The organism is Flavobacterium sp. HNIBRBA15423 (assembly GCF_052655965.1).
The window spans coordinates 1,507,285-1,523,215 of the sequence record NZ_CP199751.1; the positions used below are offsets into that span (position 1 = coordinate 1,507,285).

The 15,931-nt window shown below is 29.8% G+C and carries 16 protein-coding genes; 6 read left to right on the top strand and 10 right to left on the bottom strand.

Features of this window, described 5'->3' with window-relative positions; all coding sequences use genetic code 11:
• Positions 1 to 107: 107 nt before the first annotated feature.
• On the bottom strand, positions 108 to 935 hold the full coding sequence (locus ACULEV_RS06690; protein ID WP_445457895.1) for a 2,3,4,5-tetrahydropyridine-2,6-dicarboxylate N-succinyltransferase: 828 nt from the start codon (positions 933 to 935) through the stop codon (positions 108 to 110).
• A 246-nt stretch (positions 936 to 1,181) separates the two neighbouring features.
• Between ACULEV_RS06690 and ACULEV_RS06695 the strand changes: the two genes are divergently transcribed.
• The 4 genes from ACULEV_RS06695 (at position 1,182) to ACULEV_RS06710 (ending at position 4,400) form a co-directional block, all read left to right on the top strand.
• The gene (locus tag ACULEV_RS06695; RefSeq protein ID WP_445457896.1) at positions 1,182 to 1,796 is read left to right on the top strand and encodes a PAS domain-containing protein; all 615 of its coding nucleotides are present in this window, start codon (positions 1,182 to 1,184) and stop codon (positions 1,794 to 1,796) included.
• A 127-nt stretch (positions 1,797 to 1,923) separates the two neighbouring features.
• Positions 1,924 to 3,402, top strand: coding sequence for a malate:quinone oxidoreductase (locus tag ACULEV_RS06700; RefSeq protein ID WP_445457897.1), 1,479 nt, complete (start codon positions 1,924 to 1,926; stop codon positions 3,400 to 3,402).
• 101 nt (positions 3,403 to 3,503) lie between these two features.
• Positions 3,504 to 3,917, top strand: coding sequence for a Holliday junction resolvase RuvX (gene ruvX, locus ACULEV_RS06705; RefSeq protein ID WP_445457898.1), 414 nt, complete (start codon positions 3,504 to 3,506; stop codon positions 3,915 to 3,917).
• Between the two features lie 9 nt (positions 3,918 to 3,926).
• Entirely contained in the window at positions 3,927 to 4,400 is a 474-nt protein-coding gene (locus ACULEV_RS06710; RefSeq protein ID WP_445457899.1) for an Lrp/AsnC family transcriptional regulator, read from the top strand.
• Positions 4,401 to 4,410: 10 nt separating this feature from the next.
• On the opposite strand, the gene argH is transcribed toward ACULEV_RS06710, so the two are convergent.
• Genes argH through ACULEV_RS06750 form a run of 8 tightly spaced genes read right to left on the bottom strand, consistent with a single transcriptional unit; the run spans position 4,411 to position 12,550 of the window.
• The gene (gene argH, locus ACULEV_RS06715; protein ID WP_445457900.1) at positions 4,411 to 5,721 is read right to left on the bottom strand and encodes an argininosuccinate lyase; all 1,311 of its coding nucleotides are present in this window, start codon (positions 5,719 to 5,721) and stop codon (positions 4,411 to 4,413) included.
• A 1-nt stretch (position 5,722) separates the two neighbouring features.
• Positions 5,723 to 6,808 (bottom strand): M20 family metallo-hydrolase, encoded by a 1,086-nt coding sequence (locus ACULEV_RS06720; protein ID WP_445457901.1) that lies wholly within the window; start codon positions 6,806 to 6,808, stop codon positions 5,723 to 5,725.
• Complete coding sequence (gene argB / locus ACULEV_RS06725; RefSeq protein ID WP_445457902.1) at positions 6,783 to 7,583, bottom strand: acetylglutamate kinase; 801 nt, start codon at positions 7,581 to 7,583, stop codon at positions 6,783 to 6,785. Before argB ends, ACULEV_RS06720 begins: the two co-directional genes overlap by 26 nt.
• Positions 7,576 to 8,529 carry an acetylornithine carbamoyltransferase gene (locus tag ACULEV_RS06730; protein ID WP_445457903.1) on the bottom strand — a complete coding sequence of 318 codons (954 nt, stop codon included), beginning with the start codon at positions 8,527 to 8,529 and terminating at the stop codon, positions 7,576 to 7,578. The genes argB and ACULEV_RS06730 overlap by 8 nt, the downstream gene beginning before the upstream one ends.
• Positions 8,507 to 9,673: an aspartate aminotransferase family protein gene (locus ACULEV_RS06735; RefSeq protein ID WP_445457904.1), complete on the bottom strand. Its 1,167-nt coding sequence runs from the start codon at positions 9,671 to 9,673 to the stop codon at positions 8,507 to 8,509. Before ACULEV_RS06735 ends, ACULEV_RS06730 begins: the two co-directional genes overlap by 23 nt.
• 11 nt (positions 9,674 to 9,684) lie before the next feature.
• Positions 9,685 to 10,659, bottom strand: coding sequence for an N-acetyl-gamma-glutamyl-phosphate reductase (gene argC, locus ACULEV_RS06740; RefSeq protein ID WP_445457905.1), 975 nt, complete (start codon positions 10,657 to 10,659; stop codon positions 9,685 to 9,687).
• Positions 10,649 to 11,866 (bottom strand): argininosuccinate synthase, encoded by a 1,218-nt coding sequence (locus ACULEV_RS06745; RefSeq protein WP_445457906.1) that lies wholly within the window; start codon positions 11,864 to 11,866, stop codon positions 10,649 to 10,651. Before ACULEV_RS06745 ends, argC begins: the two co-directional genes overlap by 11 nt.
• A 9-nt stretch (positions 11,867 to 11,875) precedes the next feature.
• Positions 11,876 to 12,550: a GNAT family N-acetyltransferase gene (locus ACULEV_RS06750; protein WP_445457907.1), complete on the bottom strand. Its 675-nt coding sequence runs from the start codon at positions 12,548 to 12,550 to the stop codon at positions 11,876 to 11,878.
• Between the two features lie 210 nt (positions 12,551 to 12,760).
• Between ACULEV_RS06750 and def the strand changes: the two genes are divergently transcribed.
• Positions 12,761 to 13,348, top strand: a complete 588-nt coding sequence (gene def, locus ACULEV_RS06755; protein WP_445457908.1) for a peptide deformylase — start codon at positions 12,761 to 12,763, stop codon at positions 13,346 to 13,348.
• A 92-nt stretch (positions 13,349 to 13,440) separates the two neighbouring features.
• Positions 13,441 to 13,866, top strand: a complete 426-nt coding sequence (locus tag ACULEV_RS06760; protein WP_445457909.1) for a DUF5606 family protein — start codon at positions 13,441 to 13,443, stop codon at positions 13,864 to 13,866.
• Positions 13,867 to 13,963: 97 nt separating this feature from the next.
• Here the strand turns inward: ACULEV_RS06760 and ACULEV_RS06765 are convergent, their stop codons facing one another.
• The gene (locus ACULEV_RS06765; protein WP_445457910.1) at positions 13,964 to 15,919 is read right to left on the bottom strand and encodes an OmpA family protein; all 1,956 of its coding nucleotides are present in this window, start codon (positions 15,917 to 15,919) and stop codon (positions 13,964 to 13,966) included.
• Positions 15,920 to 15,931 lie beyond the last annotated feature (12 nt).

Genomic DNA, 15,931 nt, shown 5'->3' on the forward strand with positions numbered 1-15,931 from the left:
AAATATTTACAATTAATTAAGTATTTATTTACATTAAATTTTCAATAAATAAAAAATCCAAGCTGATTAATACTTGGATTCTGATACTTATATTATTTAATACTAATTTAGACTGCTACGTTATACTCACGTAATGCATCATTAAGTGATGTTTTTAAATCTGTTGATGGTTTTCTTTGTCCGATAATTAAAGCACAAGGAACTTGAAAATCACCCGCTGGGAATTTTTTAGTATAACTTCCTGGAATAACAACAGAACGAGCAGGAACAATACCTTTATACTCTTTTGGTTCAGCACCAGTAACATCAATAATTTTTGTAGAACCAGTAAGGACAACATTTGCTCCTAAAACAGCTTCTTTCTCTACACGAACGCCTTCTACAACTATACAACGAGAACCAATAAAAGCTCCATCTTCAATAATTACAGGAGCAGCTTGTAAAGGCTCTAAAACACCACCAATTCCTACACCACCAGATAAATGCACGTTTTTACCTATTTGTGCACAACTTCCAACAGTTGCCCATGTATCAACCATGGTTCCTTCATCTACATAAGCACCAATGTTTACATAGCTAGGCATTAAAATAACACCTTTTGAGATATATGCTCCATGACGTGCTACTGCATTTGGCACAACACGAATTCCTTTTTCGGCATAACCTCTTTTTAATGGCATTTTATCATGATATTCAAAAATTCCAGCTTCTAAGGTTTCCATTTTTTGAATAGGAAAATACATAACTACTGCTTTTTTTACCCATTCATTTACTTGCCAACCACCAGAAGTTTCGGAATCAATTGGTTCAGCAACTCTTAATGTACCTGAATCAATTAATTCTATAACCTCTCTAATTACTTTTTGTGTGTTTTCTTCTTGTAATAAAGCTCTGTTTTCCCAAGCTTGTTCTATTATTGATTGTAATTGTGTCATCTTTTTGTGAATTTATTGCAAAGATAATTCGATTTTTTTTAAATCATAATTTGTTTTTAGTTACATATTTCTAGTTTGTTGATATAAATGTGAGTTTTAATTGCTTAGTAAATGAATAGAAATAATTGCTTTGATTTAGTATTGCTTTGATATGCTTTTTTATAAAATGGAAACTGATTTTTATCAGGTTTTAAAATGTAATGTTTAATTAAATTTGTAGCTTAATTAATAAAGATACTAAATAAGATGAATCTAGACTATAATAATAGGCCTTATAATAAAAGAGAAATTATTGACAAAGAAGTTACTTGGGATAAAACACAAGTAATTATGAGTAAAACAAATGCAAGAGGTATAATTGAATATGCAAATGAGGTTTTTGTTGATGTATGTGGTTATGAAGATTATGAATTAATGGGACAACCTCATAGTATCATTAGACATCCAGATATGCCAAAGGTTCTTTTTAAAGTATTATGGGAAAAATTAAAAAATGGAGAGAATTTTCATGCTATTGTAAAGAATTTAGCTAAATCTGGGAGATATTATTGGGTAATAACCGATTTTGATATTTCAAGAAATGATGAAGGAGAAATCATTAACTATTTTGCCAGAAGAAGATCAGTTCCTCAAGAAGTAATAACAAATCATATTGAACCCTTATATAGAAAACTATTGCAAATAGAAGGAGCAAGTGGAATGGAGTATAGTGAAAAATATCTAAATGGTTTTTTAGAAGAAAGAAATAAAACTTATGTGCAATATATTCTTGAGCTAATTTACAATCAAGAAAAATTAGACAATCATAATACTAAAGCTGAAGAAGAAAAAGGTTTCTTTAGTAGGTTTTTTGGCAAATAGAAATTAGTATTAAATTAATATTTTAAGCTCATATTTTTATGGATTTATTATAATTTTCTGTTTGTTCTTTATATATCTTTGTACTACATTTTAGGTATAAGTTGAATGTATATAAAGAAGTAAAAGAATGGAAAATCCAGATGTAGTTCTAATTGGAGCTGGAATAATGAGTGCAACTTTAGGAATTTTATTAAAAGAATTAAATCCTGATTGTAAAATTGAAATTTTTGAACGTTTATCTGAAGCTGCTTCTGAAAGTAGTGACGCTTGGAATAATGCTGGAACAGGACACGCAGCTTTTTGTGAATTGAATTATACTCCTGAAAAAGAAGATGGTTCTATAGATATTTCTAAAGCCTTGAAAATTTCGGAAGCTTATGAAGTTTCAAGACAATTTTGGAGTTATCTGGTTCAAAAAGAAATTATAAAAAATCCAGAAGATTTTATTCATTCTATTCCACATGTTAGTTTTGTTTGGGGTGATGATAACGTAAAATTTTTAAAGAAAAGACATGAAGCATTAATTCAAAAAAGTTTGTTCAAAAGAATGCTTTTTAGTACAAATAAAGAAGTATTAAACAATTGGATTCCTTTGGTTGTTAAAAATAGAGATGAAAATGTTCCAGCTGCTGCAACCTATATGCCTATTGGTACTGATGTGAATTTTGGTTCTCTTACTCGTTTACTTTTTGAATATTTAAAAAATCAAGATGGTATCACTTTATATTTTCAAACTGAGGTTGAAAAGTTGAAGAAACAAGAAGAAGGAGATTGGAAAATAAAAGTTAGAGATTTAGACACTAAAAAGTCAAGAAAAATTAAAACACCTTTCGTTTTTATTGGTGCAGGTGGTGGTTCATTGCGATTACTTGAAAAAGCAAATATTGAAGAAGGAGATGGTTATGGTGGATTTCCAATTAGCGGACAATGGTTGCGTTGTATGAACCCAGAAATAATTAAGCAGCACAAAGCAAAAGTCTATGGAAAAGCATCTGTAGGTTCACCACCTATGTCTGTACCACATATCGACACTCGTATTATCGATGGAAAACAAGAATTACTTTTTGGTCCTTATGCAGGATTTACAACAAAATTCTTAAAAAACGGTTCTTATTTAGATTTATTGAAATCCATTCAAACTGATAATATACGTCCAATGCTTTCGGCAGGAATTAATAATATTCCGTTAACTAAATATCTAATAGAACAAGTAATGCAATCGCAAGATGATAGGATGAAAGCTTTAAGAAATTACTTTCCTGATGCAAAAGCTGAAGATTGGGTTTTAGAAACTGCAGGAAAACGTGTACAAGTAATTAAGAAAGATAAAAGTGGTAAAGGTGTTTTGGAATTTGGTACCGAAGTAGTAAATGATGATGACGGCTCTTTAGCGGTTTTATTAGGAGCTTCTCCAGGAGCATCAACATCGGTTTCTATTATGATTGAAGTAATTAGTAGATGTTTTGCAGATAAATACAATTCAGAAGAATGGCAAAATAAATTGAAAGAAATGATTCCTGCTTTTGGTGAAAAATTAAATGATAATGATGAGTTGTGTACTCAAATTAGACAAATGACGAGTAAGACTTTGAAATTAGCAAATTAAATTTTTATAAAACAGTATAAAAACACATTTGAAAACAGATGTGTTTTTTTGTTTATAAAACTATTTCTAGTTTCCGTATATTTGCTTTATATAATAAAAAAATGCCTAGAATACTTGCTATAGATTATGGTTTAAAACGAACAGGAATTGCTGTTACTGATGAAATGCAAATTATTGCTTCTGGTTTAACCACTATTTCTTCAGATACTTTAATTGCTTTTTTGAAAGAGTATTTTTTGAAAGAAAAAGTAGAAAAAGTAATCATTGGTGAACCCAAACAAATGGATGGAACTCCTTCTGAAAGTACCGAAATCATTGAAAAATTTATAAAAGTATTTCAAAAGCAATTTCCTGAAATGGCATTAGATAGAGTAGATGAACGTTTTACCTCAAAAATGGCATTTCAAACTATGATTGATAGTGGTTTGAAAAAGAACCAACGAAAAAATAAGGCTTTAATAGATGAAATTGCTGCAACCATAATGCTTCAAGATTATTTACAATACAAAAGATAATAGTTAAAAATGAGAGATCAATTAGATGCTAAAGACCAATTAATATTGGAAATTTTACAAAAAGATTCTACTATTTCTGTGAAAGATATAGGTGAAAAAATTGGACTTTCGTTTACACCAACTTACGAACGTATTAAAAATTTAGAACGCAATGGTGTTATTAAGAAATACGTAGCTTTGGTTGACCGATTCAAAATTGGTGTCGAAATTGTGGTGTATTGTAACATTACTTTAAAGGAACAATCAAAAGAAGCATTAGATGAATTTGAACAAATGATAATTGCTATTCCACAAGTTTTAGATGTAATAAGCTTGTCTGGAAATTATGATTATATGCTTAAAATTGTGGCACATGATATTAGAAGTTATAATGAATTTGTGGTTAATGTTATTTCTAACATTCCAAACATTGGTCAATATCACAGTAGTATTGTAATGAATGAATGTAAGAAGGAAACGGCTTATCCTTTTAGTTTTAAGTAGATTTTTTATCTCATTCAAATCTACTTTTTACTTCCTTAAAATTCTCCACAATCAAATCATTGCATAAATTTCCAATGCTTCCTTCGTGGGAATGTTGCACATTATAGTTAGGCTCAAATCTATTATTTTCAATGGCTAATCCAATATTTTTATAAGCATCTCTAAACGCAATTCCGTCTAAAACTTGTTGGTTTACATTTTCAACGCTGAACATGTATTTGTATTTCTCGTCTTTTACAATTTCTGGTTTAATTTGAATGTGTGCCAACATGAAATTGAACATTTCCAAGCAATCTTTTAAAGAAGTTATAGCTGGAAACAGAATTTCCTTTGTCAACTGAACATCTCTATGATAGCCAGAAGGTAAATTATTGGTAACTAAAATCAATTCGTTTGGAACAGCCTGAATTCTATTGCACTTGGCTCTCATAATTTCAAAAACATCTGGATTTTTTTTATGAGGCATAATGCTACTTCCAGTCGTTAACGAGTCTGGAAATGAGATGAAACCAAAATTCTGATTCAAATACAAACACATATCAAAGGCAAATTTGCTCAATGTTCCAGCCATAGTTGCTAAAGCCATTCCTACAATCTTTTCCGATTTTCCTCTTGTCATTTGTGCATAAACCGAATTCACATTTAAGGTTTTAAAACCTAATAATTGAGTAGTTAAAGTTCTATTCAATGGAAAAGAGGTACCATAACCAGCTCCAGAACCTAATGGATTTTTATTTACTACATTATAAGCAGCTAAAAGCACTTCTAAATCATCAATTAAACTTTCTGCATAAGCTCCAAACCATAAGCCAAAAGAAGAAGGCATCGCAATTTGTAGATGAGTATAACCTGGTAAAAGTGTTCCTTTGTGTTGATTACTTAATTGAATTAATGTATTAAAAAGTGTTTCCGTCTGAGAAAGAATTTCAAGAATTTCAGCCTTAAAAAATAATTTTAAATCGGTTAAAACTTGATCATTTCTAGAACGTCCACTATGGATTTTTTTACCAATGTCACCAATACGTTGAATCAATAAATGTTCTACTTGCGAATGAATATCTTCAATTCCTGCTTCAATTTCGAAATCACCATTTTCAATTTCAGCTGAAATATTTTGTAATTCTTTTTGGATTGCCAACCATTCTTCATTGGTCAACAAATTAATAGAATTAAGCATTTCGCAATGAGCCAACGAACCTTGAACATCATATTTAGCTAAGGAATAATCAAAAGTTACATCGTTGCCTACAGTGAACTTTTCAACAATTTTAGTGTGTTGTTGATTAGATGTATTGTTTTTTTGCCAAATTTTTGCTGCCATTTTATAATATTTGGTTTAAAATTGAAATGTGAATTTGTATCGCTTCCTTAACTTCATTGGTATAAATAAATTCATCACTACTGTGAGAACGAGTAGATAATCCTGGACCAATTTTTAAGGATGGACAAGGAATAACTGCTTGATCCGATGAGGTTGGTGATCCATAATAAGTTCTTCCAATGGCTAAACCAGCTTTTACATAAGGATGATCGAGTGGAATAGAAGAGGAGTTCAATCGTAATGAACGAGCCGTTACTTTTGATTTTATGTTTTCTTTCACCAAATTATAAACTTCTTCATTAGAATACAATTCGTTTGTGCGTACATCTACGGTAAATTGGCAGGAATTTGGCACTACATTATGTTGGGAACCACTATTAATGATTGTTGGTGTCATTTTTACTTCACCAAGAATAGGAGAAATTCTATCAAATTTATATTGGGTAAACCAATGAATGTCTTGAATAGCATTTAAAATTGCGTTATCCTCATTTGGATGTGCAGCATGAGAAGATGTTCCAGAAGCTTCACAGTCTAAAACCAATAATCCTTTTTCGGCTATAGCCAAATTCATTTCGGTTGGTTCACCTACGATAGCAAAATCAATTTTTCCTAATTCTTTGTAAATCGATTCGATACCATTAACACCTGAAATTTCTTCTTCAGCTGTTGCAGTTATGATAAGATTATAGTTCAAATTTTCTTTTTCGTAGAAATATAAAAAAGCGCAAATTAAACTTACTAATGGTCCACCAGCATCATTACTACCTAAACCAAATAATTTTCCATCTTTCTCAATTGGCTCAAAAGGATTTAAAGTATAGCCTGTATTTGGTTTTACCGTATCGTGATGAGAATTTAATAAAATTGTTGGTTTTGAAGCATCATAATGCTTATTGTAAGCCCAAACGTTGTTCATACTTCTATGTATAGGAATTGCATTTGATTTAAAAAAATCTTCAATAATTTCAGCCGTTTTATCTTCACTTTTACTGAAGGATGGAGTGGCTATTAATTTTTTTAGTAGTGAAAGTGCCGTTTCATATAATTGGGTAACAGTTTTATTCGATAATTCTTGTGTATTCATGAGTTGTATTGTTTAAAAAGCTCAAAATATTTGTGGCTTTTAAGATTCCTATTTCTTTTACTCCATTTTGTAAGGCATTGAAACAATTGTCTAATTTGGGTAACATTCCTTTCGAAATAATGCCTTCTTTTTTTAATTGTTCAAACTGTTGATGATTCAAGTTTTCTATTACTGAATCATCATTACTGGGGTCATATAAAACACCTTTTTTTTCAAAACAATAGAGTAAAGATACTTCATATTTTGACGCTAAGCTAACCGCTAAAGCATTCGCAATCGAATCGGCATTTGTATTTAATAATTGTCCATTACCATCATGTGTAATTGCATTTACAACTGGTATTAATCCAAAGTTTATTAGATTTTCAAGAAAATCTATATTTACACTATTCTCTTTTAAATCACCAACAAATCCATAATCTATTGTGGGATGAATTCGTTTTGTTGTTTTAATTAAATTAGCATCAGCACCAGATAATCCAATGCTATTTTTATTGTTTTTTTGTAATAAAGCTACAATGTTTTTATTGATATAGCCTGCATATACCATAGTTGCAATTTTGATGGTTTCTGCATCAGTAATTCTTCTACCATCAATTAATTGTTGAGGAATATTTAGTTTTTCAGCTAAATCTGTAGCTAATTTTCCACCACCATGAACCAAAATAAATGATGTTTTGATAGTAGCAATATTTTCAATAAAACAGCTTAATTCATTTGAATTATCAATACTATTGCCACCTATTTTTATAACTAATAACTTTTGGTTATTCATTGTCTTCTAATATTTTTTGCAAAATGATTTGTGCTGCAAAGGTTCTGTTATTGGCTTGTTGGTAAACCAATGAATTTTCACTGTCTAACACTTCATCGCTGATTTCAACATTTCTTCTGACAGGAAGACAATGCATTATTTTGGCATTATTACTTGTTTTTAATTTATCATTTGTTAACAACCAATCTTCATCAACTGGAGTTATTTTTCCATAGTCTTTAAAAGAAGACCAATTTTTTACATAAACAAAATCGGCATTTTCTAATGCTTTTTCTTGGTTGTATTCAATCTTTGCGTCTTTAGTAAATTCAGTATCTAATTCGTATCCTTCAGGATGCGTAATTACAAATTCATAATCGGTTGCATTCATCCATTGTGCAAATGAGTTTCCAACAGCATGTGGAATAGGTTTTATATGAGGAGCCCAAGTTAAAACCACTTTAGGCTTTTTATCCTTTGGTAAATGCTCTTCAATGGTAATGCAATCCGCTAGACTTTGCAAAGGATGCAATGTAGCAGATTCGAGGGAAATTACAGGAACAGTTGCGTATTTTTCAAATAGAGTATAAACTTTTTCAGATATATCATCTTCCTTATTGGTTAAACCAGCAAAGCAACGAATTCCTATAATATCACAATATTGACTTAAAACATTTGCTGCATCTTTTACATGTTCGACCGTATTTCCATTCATAATCGCACCTTCTTCAAATTCCCAAGTCCATGCTTCCTGATTGGCATTTAGTATAATTGTGTGTAAACCCAAATTTTGAGCTGCTTTTTGAGTACTTAATCTTGTTCGTAAACTCGAATTTAGAAACACTAATCCAATAGTTTTACCTTTACCAAGATGATTGTTTTGTTGAGGTGCTTTTTTTAACGCAATTGCCTCTTTTATTGTTGTATGTAAGTCTGTTATGTCATTAACAGAAAAGAATCTGTTCATTTTTTTTACTATTTAATTTTGAAACGGTTTTAAATGCACTGATAAAAACATCTAATTCTTTTTTAGAAATGTTTAAAGCTGGTAAAATCCGTAAGGTATTTGGGCAAGAAGCATTTCCTGTTAGAATTTTAAAATCTTCTAACAATTGATTTCTAAATGGAGCACAAAGTGTTTTTAATTCGATACCAAACATTAGACCTTGATAACGAATTTCTTTAATACTTGGATCTTCCTTTAATTGACTATATAAATAATCACCCATTTCAGAAGCGTTTTGTAGTAAATTCTCAGTTTCAATTACTTCTAAAACGGCTTTTGATGCAGCACATGCCAAATAATTTCCTCCAAAGGTAGTGCCTAATAAACCGTGTTTAGCTTCAATTTTTGGAGAAATGATTACACCACCTACAGGAAATCCATTTCCCATTCCTTTTGCTACTGTTATAATATCTGCTTGAACATTTGCATGTTGGTGTGCAAAAAATTTACCAGTTCTTCCATAACCCGATTGTATTTCGTCTGCAATGAATAAAACGCCATATTGATCACACAAACTTCTAATTTTTTGGAAAAAAGAAACGTTAGGAATTTGAACTCCAGCAACACCTTGAATACCTTCAATAATAATGGCTGCAATATCATTGTTTTCTTGAAATACTTTTTCTAATGCTTTTTCATCATTAAATGGCAAGAAAATAAAGTTATCTGTTTCGTTAATAGGAGCAATTATTTTTTTATTATCGGTTGCTGCAACAGCAGCTGAAGTTCTTCCGTGGAAAGCTTTTGTGAAGCAAACAACTTTCTTTTTATTGGTATGAAAAGACGCTAATTTTAAGGCATTTTCATTAGCTTCAGCTCCAGAATTACACATGAAAAATTCGTAATTTTCATAACCACTAGTTTTTCCTAATAATTTAGCTACTTCTTCTTGAATAGGAATTCGTACTGAGTTAGAATAAAAACCAATATTATGCAATTGTCTGGTTAACATTTTCACATAAGTTGGATGGCTATGACCAATTGAAATAACAGCATGACCACCGTATAAATCTAGATATTTTTCATTTTTATCATTCCATAAATAACTTCCTTCAGCTTCAACGAAGTTTAAATCGAATACCGGATATACATCAAATAATTTCATATGTTTAAATTTTAAAATGCTGAAGCTTTCAATTTTAAGCCTAATTTTGGGTTCCAACCCATCATTAAATTCATATTTTGGACGGCTTGACCTGAAGCTCCTTTTATTAAATTATCTATAATAGAATGAACAACTATTTGTTCTCCTTGTTTTTCTATATGAATCAAACATTTGTTTGTGTTGACTACTTGTTTTAAATCGATTGTATTTCGAGAAACAAATACAAAATGATTGTCCTTATAAAATGTTTCATAAATAGCGTAAATCGATTCTAATGATAAATAAGTTTCCAATGTAGAACTCGTAAAGATGCCTCTTGTAAAGTCACCTCTCCAAGGAACAAATTCCAATTGAACTTTTTCTTTATTTAAGTTTTCCAATGTTTTACAGATTTCAGGAACGTGTTGATGGTTTAAAGTTTTATATGCCGAAATGTTATTGGTTCTCCAACTAAAATGTGACGTAGGTTGTAATTGTTGTCCAGCACCTGTTGCACCTGTGATTCCTGTTGTGTACACTTTGTTTAATAATTTTTCTTTAGCCAAAGGAAGCAAAGCCAATTGAATAGCCGTAGCAAAACAACCTGGATTGGCTACATAATTTGCTTTTTTAATAATTTCTTCATTGATTTCTGATAAACCATAGATAAATTCACCTTGACTGAAATTGCCATCTAATCTAAAATCATTTCCTAAATCGATAATTTTTATAGTATTAGAAATGGCATTATTTTCAATCCAAATTTTACTTTCTTTATGAGGCAAACACAAGAATAATACTTCAATAGCATTTGAATAGTCATTAGTAAATTGTAAATTGGTTTCTCCAAATAAATCTGTATGAATGTCATAAACGGGTTTGTTTGCATGGTTTCTGCTTAATGCAAAAGCGATTTCAACATTGGGATGATTTAATAATAAACGGATCAATTCCCCACCTGTATATCCTGCTGAACCTATAATTCCAATTTTTATTTTAGTTTGCATCTACTTCTGTTTGATTAGCATTCACTTTGTGATAAATAGAAAGTGAGTTACTAATAATTTTTGAATATCCTTTCACATCATTACCTGACCAACCTAAGTTCATTTCTCCATAACTACCAAATTTGGCATTCATTAAATCATTGTCAGATTTAATTCCGTTTAAAATAAAACGATAGGGTAGTAGTGTAATAAATACTTTTCCATTGACTTTGTCTTGGGTATTTTCAAAAAAAGCTTCAATATCTCTCATTGCTGGATCTAAAAATAGACCTTCATGTAGCCAACTTCCGTACCAATCTGCTAATTGTGATTTTAAATTTAATTGAAATTTAGATAAAGTGTGTTTTTCTAATAAATGATGAGCTTTTAAAATTAAAATAGCAGCAGCAGCTTCAAAACCGACTCTTCCTTTTATGCCCACAATGGTGTCACCGACATGAATATCTCTTCCTATTGCATAAGGAGATGCAATACTTTCGAGGTTTTGAATGGCTTTTACAGGATTTGAAAACGTTTTGTTATTAATACCTACTAGTTCTCCCTTCTTAAAATGAAGAGTAATTTCGGTAGAGGTAGCTATTGTTTTGTCTAATTGTGATGGAAATGCATTTTCTGGTAAATAGCTGTGAGAAGTTAAAGTTTCTTTACCTCCTACAGAAGTTCCCCATAAGCCTTTATTAATAGAGTATTGTGCCTTCTCAAAATTAATTTCAAATCCATTTTCAGCTAAAAATTGGATTTCTGCTTCTCTAGAAAGTTTTAAATCTCTAATAGGCGTAATAATTTCGACATTCGGACATAAAATAGTAAAAATTACATCAAAACGTACTTGATCATTTCCAGCACCAGTGCTTCCGTGAGCAACAGCATTTGCATTTATTTCAAGGGCATATTCAGCTATAGATTTAGCTTGAATGGTTCTTTCAGCACTAACAGATAAAGGATAAGTGTTGTTTTTTAGAACATTGCCATAAATTAAGTATTTTACACAAGTATTGTAATAATCTTCAGTTGCATTTATACAAGTATAAGAATAAACACCTAATTCATAAGCACGCTTTTTAATATCTGAAATTTCAGTATCAGAAAAACCACCTGTATTAACTGTTACTGCATGAACTTGGTAATTCATTTTTTTTGATAAGTATACCGCACAGAAGGAAGTATCTAAACCACCACTGTAGGCTAAAACTATTTTCTTTTTCATTTTAACTATTTAAATAATATTAAAAAAGGTTTTACTTTTTTTTTTAAACTTTAAGGATATAATTTTAAGTAATGAATGTTTTTTTTTCATTCTACTCAATCGTTCTTTTGCTAAAACTTTTTGTTCAATTTTTAATCGCTTGTCTTTTTCTTTCTCAATAGGATCCCAAATCATTGCTGTACACATACAGTTTTTTCGATCTTTACTTAAAAGAATTTCAAAATTCACACAAGAAGTACATCCTTTCCAAAAATCTTCATCTTGTGTAAGCTCTGAATAGGTAACAGGCTCATAACCTAAGTCACTATTTATTTTCATTACTGCTAAACCAGTTGTAAGCCCAAATATTTTGGAATTTGGATATTTATTTCGTGATAATTTAAAAATAGCTTGTTTGATTTTTTTGGCTAAGCCAAATTCTCTGTATTCAGGTGATACAATTAGACCAGAATTTGCAACAAATTTTTCATGACTCCAAATTTCTATATAGCAAAATCCTGCCCAATTACCTGTTTCTGTTAAAGCAATGATGGCATTACCTTGAATCATTTTTTTTTGTAAATATTCAGGAGAACGCTTAGCAATACCAGTACCTCTAACTTTTGCAGAGGCTTCCATTTCGTTGCAAATAGCTTCTGCATGATGCAAATGTTTTTCAGAAGCTTGTTCAATTGTAAATATCATAGTTATAATAAATAGTAGGCGGCAAATATAGATTTATTATTTGTGAATAAACAAATAAACAGATAAATAATATAAAATAAATTAAAAATAAGATATTTTATCTTTTAAAGTTGATTTTAAAAATAAAATATCTTTTTTTAGTTTAAAAAATGTACTAAAACATATAATTTAATTGTTTAATTTTGCACTTTATTATAATTAAAATATAGAATGATATTATCAATATATGGATACGGTGAACCCGTTTTAAGAAAAGTTGGAGAAGAAATAACACCAGATTACCCTAATCTAAAAGAGACAATAGCTAATATGTATGAAACGATGTATCATGCATTTGGTGTAGGTTTAGCTGCACCACAAGTGGGTTTATCAATACGATTATTTGTTGTTGACACAGAGCCATTTGCTGAAAGCGATGATGTTTCTAAAGAAGAAGCTGCTGAATTGAAAAAGTTTAAACAAACTTTTATTAATGCAAAAATTCTAAAAGAAGAAGGAGACATTTGGGGATTTAATGAGGGTTGTTTGAGTATTCCAGATGTAAGAGAAGATGTTTTTCGTCATGATACAATAACTATAGAATATTATGATGAGGATTTTAATAAAAAAACGGAAGTATATTCGGGTGTGATAGCAAGAGTTATTCAACATGAATATGATCATATTGAAGGTATCTTATTTACAGATCATTTATCTGCTTTAAAAAAGAAGTTAATTGGTAAAAAATTAAATAATATTTTAGAAGGAAAGGCAAGACCTGACTATAAAATGAAATTTGCTAAAGTAAAAAGAAAATAATTTAATAATTAATCAATTAGATTTTTTCAAGTTTATACTTTCGACTTTAAACTTTAAAATATATATTTGCCACCTTAAACCTTAAAAAAAACATGAGCATTCAAAAAATATTAGCTATTGCTGGGAAACCAGGTTTATATGAATTAAAAATTCAAACACGTACAGGATTTGTTGCTGAATCTTTATTAGATGGAAAACGAATTACTGTTGGTATGAGAAGTAACGTAAGTTTATTATCTGAAATTGCAGTTTATACATATTCAGAAGAGATTCGTTTAGCAGAAGTTTTAAAAGCAATTGCAACTAAAGAGAATGATGGTCCAGCAATTTCTCATAAAGAAGAAGATGCTGTATTGAAAGCTTATTTTAGAGAAGTTTTGCCAGAATTTGATGAAGATAGAGTTTATACTTCAGATATTAAAAAAATCTTGAATTGGTATAACATTCTTCAGCCAAAAGGATTTGTATCCGTTGAAGCTTTATCAAAAGAAGAAGTTAAAGAAGAAAAATCAGAGTAATTTTTCGGTTTTTAAAAATATAGGAAAGTCCTTAAACTGAAATGCCCTCAATAGTATATAACTTTTGAGGGCATTTAGCATATTAAGGTTTTTTTAATTATTCTGATTTTACTAGTATAATAAATTCACTTCGTCTATTAATTTGATGTTCATCATCTGAACATTCTTGATTAATGCAATCTACTTTTGGTTTGCTTTCTCCAAATCCTTCAGCTGTTATTCTTGAAGCCGCTATTCCTCTTTCTACTAAATAATTCATTGTTGATGTGGCTCTATCATGTGACAATTGTCTGTTGTATTCTTCTGTTCCTCTGTTATCAGTATGTGAACCAATAGCAATATTTATTAATGGATAACGGTTTAATTTATCCACTAATTGGTCTAAATGTATTTTAGCATCGGCACGAATATTAAATTTATCGAAATCAAATAAAATTTCTGGTAAATCAAACATTAAAACACCGTTATCAGTAATGACTTTTGGATCTCCTTCTTCAGCAATTAATTCTTCTAAGAATGTTTTTGGAATTCTTTTTACTGTAATAATTTGTTCTGTTTTAGTGGTACCATTATCTAAAATGGTAAAGGTTTTTTCCGCTGGAATAGTATTAGGGTTGTAAACACTTATCTTGTATGTTCCAGGTTTTAAATCAAAATAAAAATTTCCTGTTTCATTTACCATCATCTCATTTATTTTGTTTCCTTTTTCGTCAAATAAAAACACAGTTGATTCTGTAACTGGTAAATCATTTTCATCATCTTTTACAATTCCTTGAACATAATATTGAAAATCTTGTAAAGGTGCAATTTGTAAGAAACTATAAATATCATCATCACCTTTTCCGTTTTCTCTGTTAGAAGCAAAAAACCCTCTCTTCGAACTGTCATTATAAATGAATGAGAAATCGTCTAAGTTAGTATTTATTGGTAATCCTAAATTTAATGGTTTTGCATAAACATCATCTTTAATTTCTGACATGAAGACATCTAATAGACCAAAACCAGTATGACCATCTGATGCAAAAAACAATTTGCCCTCATCACTAATAAATGGGAATTGTTCTCTGTTTTTAGTATTTATTTCTGTACCAACATTAATGGGCTTTCCAAAATTATTATTGGTATCAATATCTACATAAAAAATATCAAATGAACCTAATGTTCCAGGCATATCAGAAGAAAAATATAGACGATTATTCTCCTTATTTAGAGAAGGATGCATGGTTGAATAATTTAAACCATTAAAAGGAAGAGAAGTAATATTTGTCCATTTTCCATCCACTAAGTCTGCTGAATAAATACTTAATTGTGTGATTTTATTGTCATCTTTTTTACGTTTTCCTTTTTCGCTATTGTTTCTAGTAAAATAAATTCTTTTTCCATCACTTGTAAAAGTAACATCAGCTTCATGAAGTTTTGAATTTAATTCTTTAGAAAAAGGAACAACAGTGCTATCTAATGTTGTATTAGTTATTGTGGTTTGATATAAATTAAGGTAGGCTTGATCATTCCATTTGTATTTTCTAGAGAATAATCCTCTTGATTTTGCTGCTGAAGAAAATACTAATTTATCTTTATAAATTGCTGGACCAAAATCAGATTGTGGTGTATTAATAATTTCGTTCTTTATTTCGAATTTATTACCTTGTTTCTTAATGTTCTCTAATTTTTCAATTGAAGCTTTATAGACAACATCTGGTGTTTCTTTTTCATACAGTTTCATCCAAATATTAGATTCTTCTGTCATTCCCATGGCTTTTAAACATTGGGCATAGCGAAATAAATATTGGTCATCCAAAGATTCTTTTTGCTTGTCAATTAATGTTTTATATAAATCAGTCGCTTTTTCAAAGTTTGAAATGTAATAATAAGAATCGGCTGCTCTTTTTAAAACTAAAAGATCTGTATTTCCATCAGCAATTAAATTAGAATAAGCTTCAGCAGATTTTTCAAAGGAAGCTATTTTAAAATATTTATCAGCTTTTTTGATTTGGCTGTCTTGAGCAAAAACAGTAATTGTTGTTATGAGATATATAAATAATATTTTTTTCATAAGAATATGCTT

Excerpts from the sequence above, each read along its gene's own strand:
- ACULEV_RS06765 (WP_445457910.1), bottom strand. The coding sequence starts at position 15,919 with ATGAAAAAAATATTATTTATATATCTCATAACAACAATTACTGTTTTT.
- argC (WP_445457905.1), bottom strand. The coding sequence starts at position 10,659 with ATGCAAACTAAAATAAAAATTGGAATTATAGGTTCAGCAGGATATACA.
- ACULEV_RS06760 (WP_445457909.1), top strand. The coding sequence starts at position 13,441 with ATGAGCATTCAAAAAATATTAGCTATTGCTGGGAAACCAGGTTTATAT.
- ACULEV_RS06695 (WP_445457896.1), top strand. The coding sequence starts at position 1,182 with ATGAATCTAGACTATAATAATAGGCCTTATAATAAAAGAGAAATTATT.
- ACULEV_RS06745 (WP_445457906.1), bottom strand. The coding sequence starts at position 11,866 with ATGAAAAAGAAAATAGTTTTAGCCTACAGTGGTGGTTTAGATACTTCC.
- ACULEV_RS06750 (WP_445457907.1), bottom strand. The coding sequence starts at position 12,550 with ATGATATTTACAATTGAACAAGCTTCTGAAAAACATTTGCATCATGCA.
- ruvX (WP_445457898.1), top strand. The coding sequence starts at position 3,504 with ATGCCTAGAATACTTGCTATAGATTATGGTTTAAAACGAACAGGAATT.
- ACULEV_RS06730 (WP_445457903.1), bottom strand. The coding sequence starts at position 8,529 with ATGAACAGATTCTTTTCTGTTAATGACATAACAGACTTACATACAACA.
- ACULEV_RS06700 (WP_445457897.1), top strand. The coding sequence starts at position 1,924 with ATGGAAAATCCAGATGTAGTTCTAATTGGAGCTGGAATAATGAGTGCA.
- argB (WP_445457902.1), bottom strand. The coding sequence starts at position 7,583 with ATGAATAACCAAAAGTTATTAGTTATAAAAATAGGTGGCAATAGTATT.
- ACULEV_RS06720 (WP_445457901.1), bottom strand. The coding sequence starts at position 6,808 with ATGAATACACAAGAATTATCGAATAAAACTGTTACCCAATTATATGAA.
- argH (WP_445457900.1), bottom strand. The coding sequence starts at position 5,721 with ATGGCAGCAAAAATTTGGCAAAAAAACAATACATCTAATCAACAACAC.
- def (WP_445457908.1), top strand. The coding sequence starts at position 12,761 with ATGATATTATCAATATATGGATACGGTGAACCCGTTTTAAGAAAAGTT.
- ACULEV_RS06690 (WP_445457895.1), bottom strand. The coding sequence starts at position 935 with ATGACACAATTACAATCAATAATAGAACAAGCTTGGGAAAACAGAGCT.
- ACULEV_RS06710 (WP_445457899.1), top strand. The coding sequence starts at position 3,927 with ATGAGAGATCAATTAGATGCTAAAGACCAATTAATATTGGAAATTTTA.
- ACULEV_RS06735 (WP_445457904.1), bottom strand. The coding sequence starts at position 9,673 with ATGAAATTATTTGATGTATATCCGGTATTCGATTTAAACTTCGTTGAA.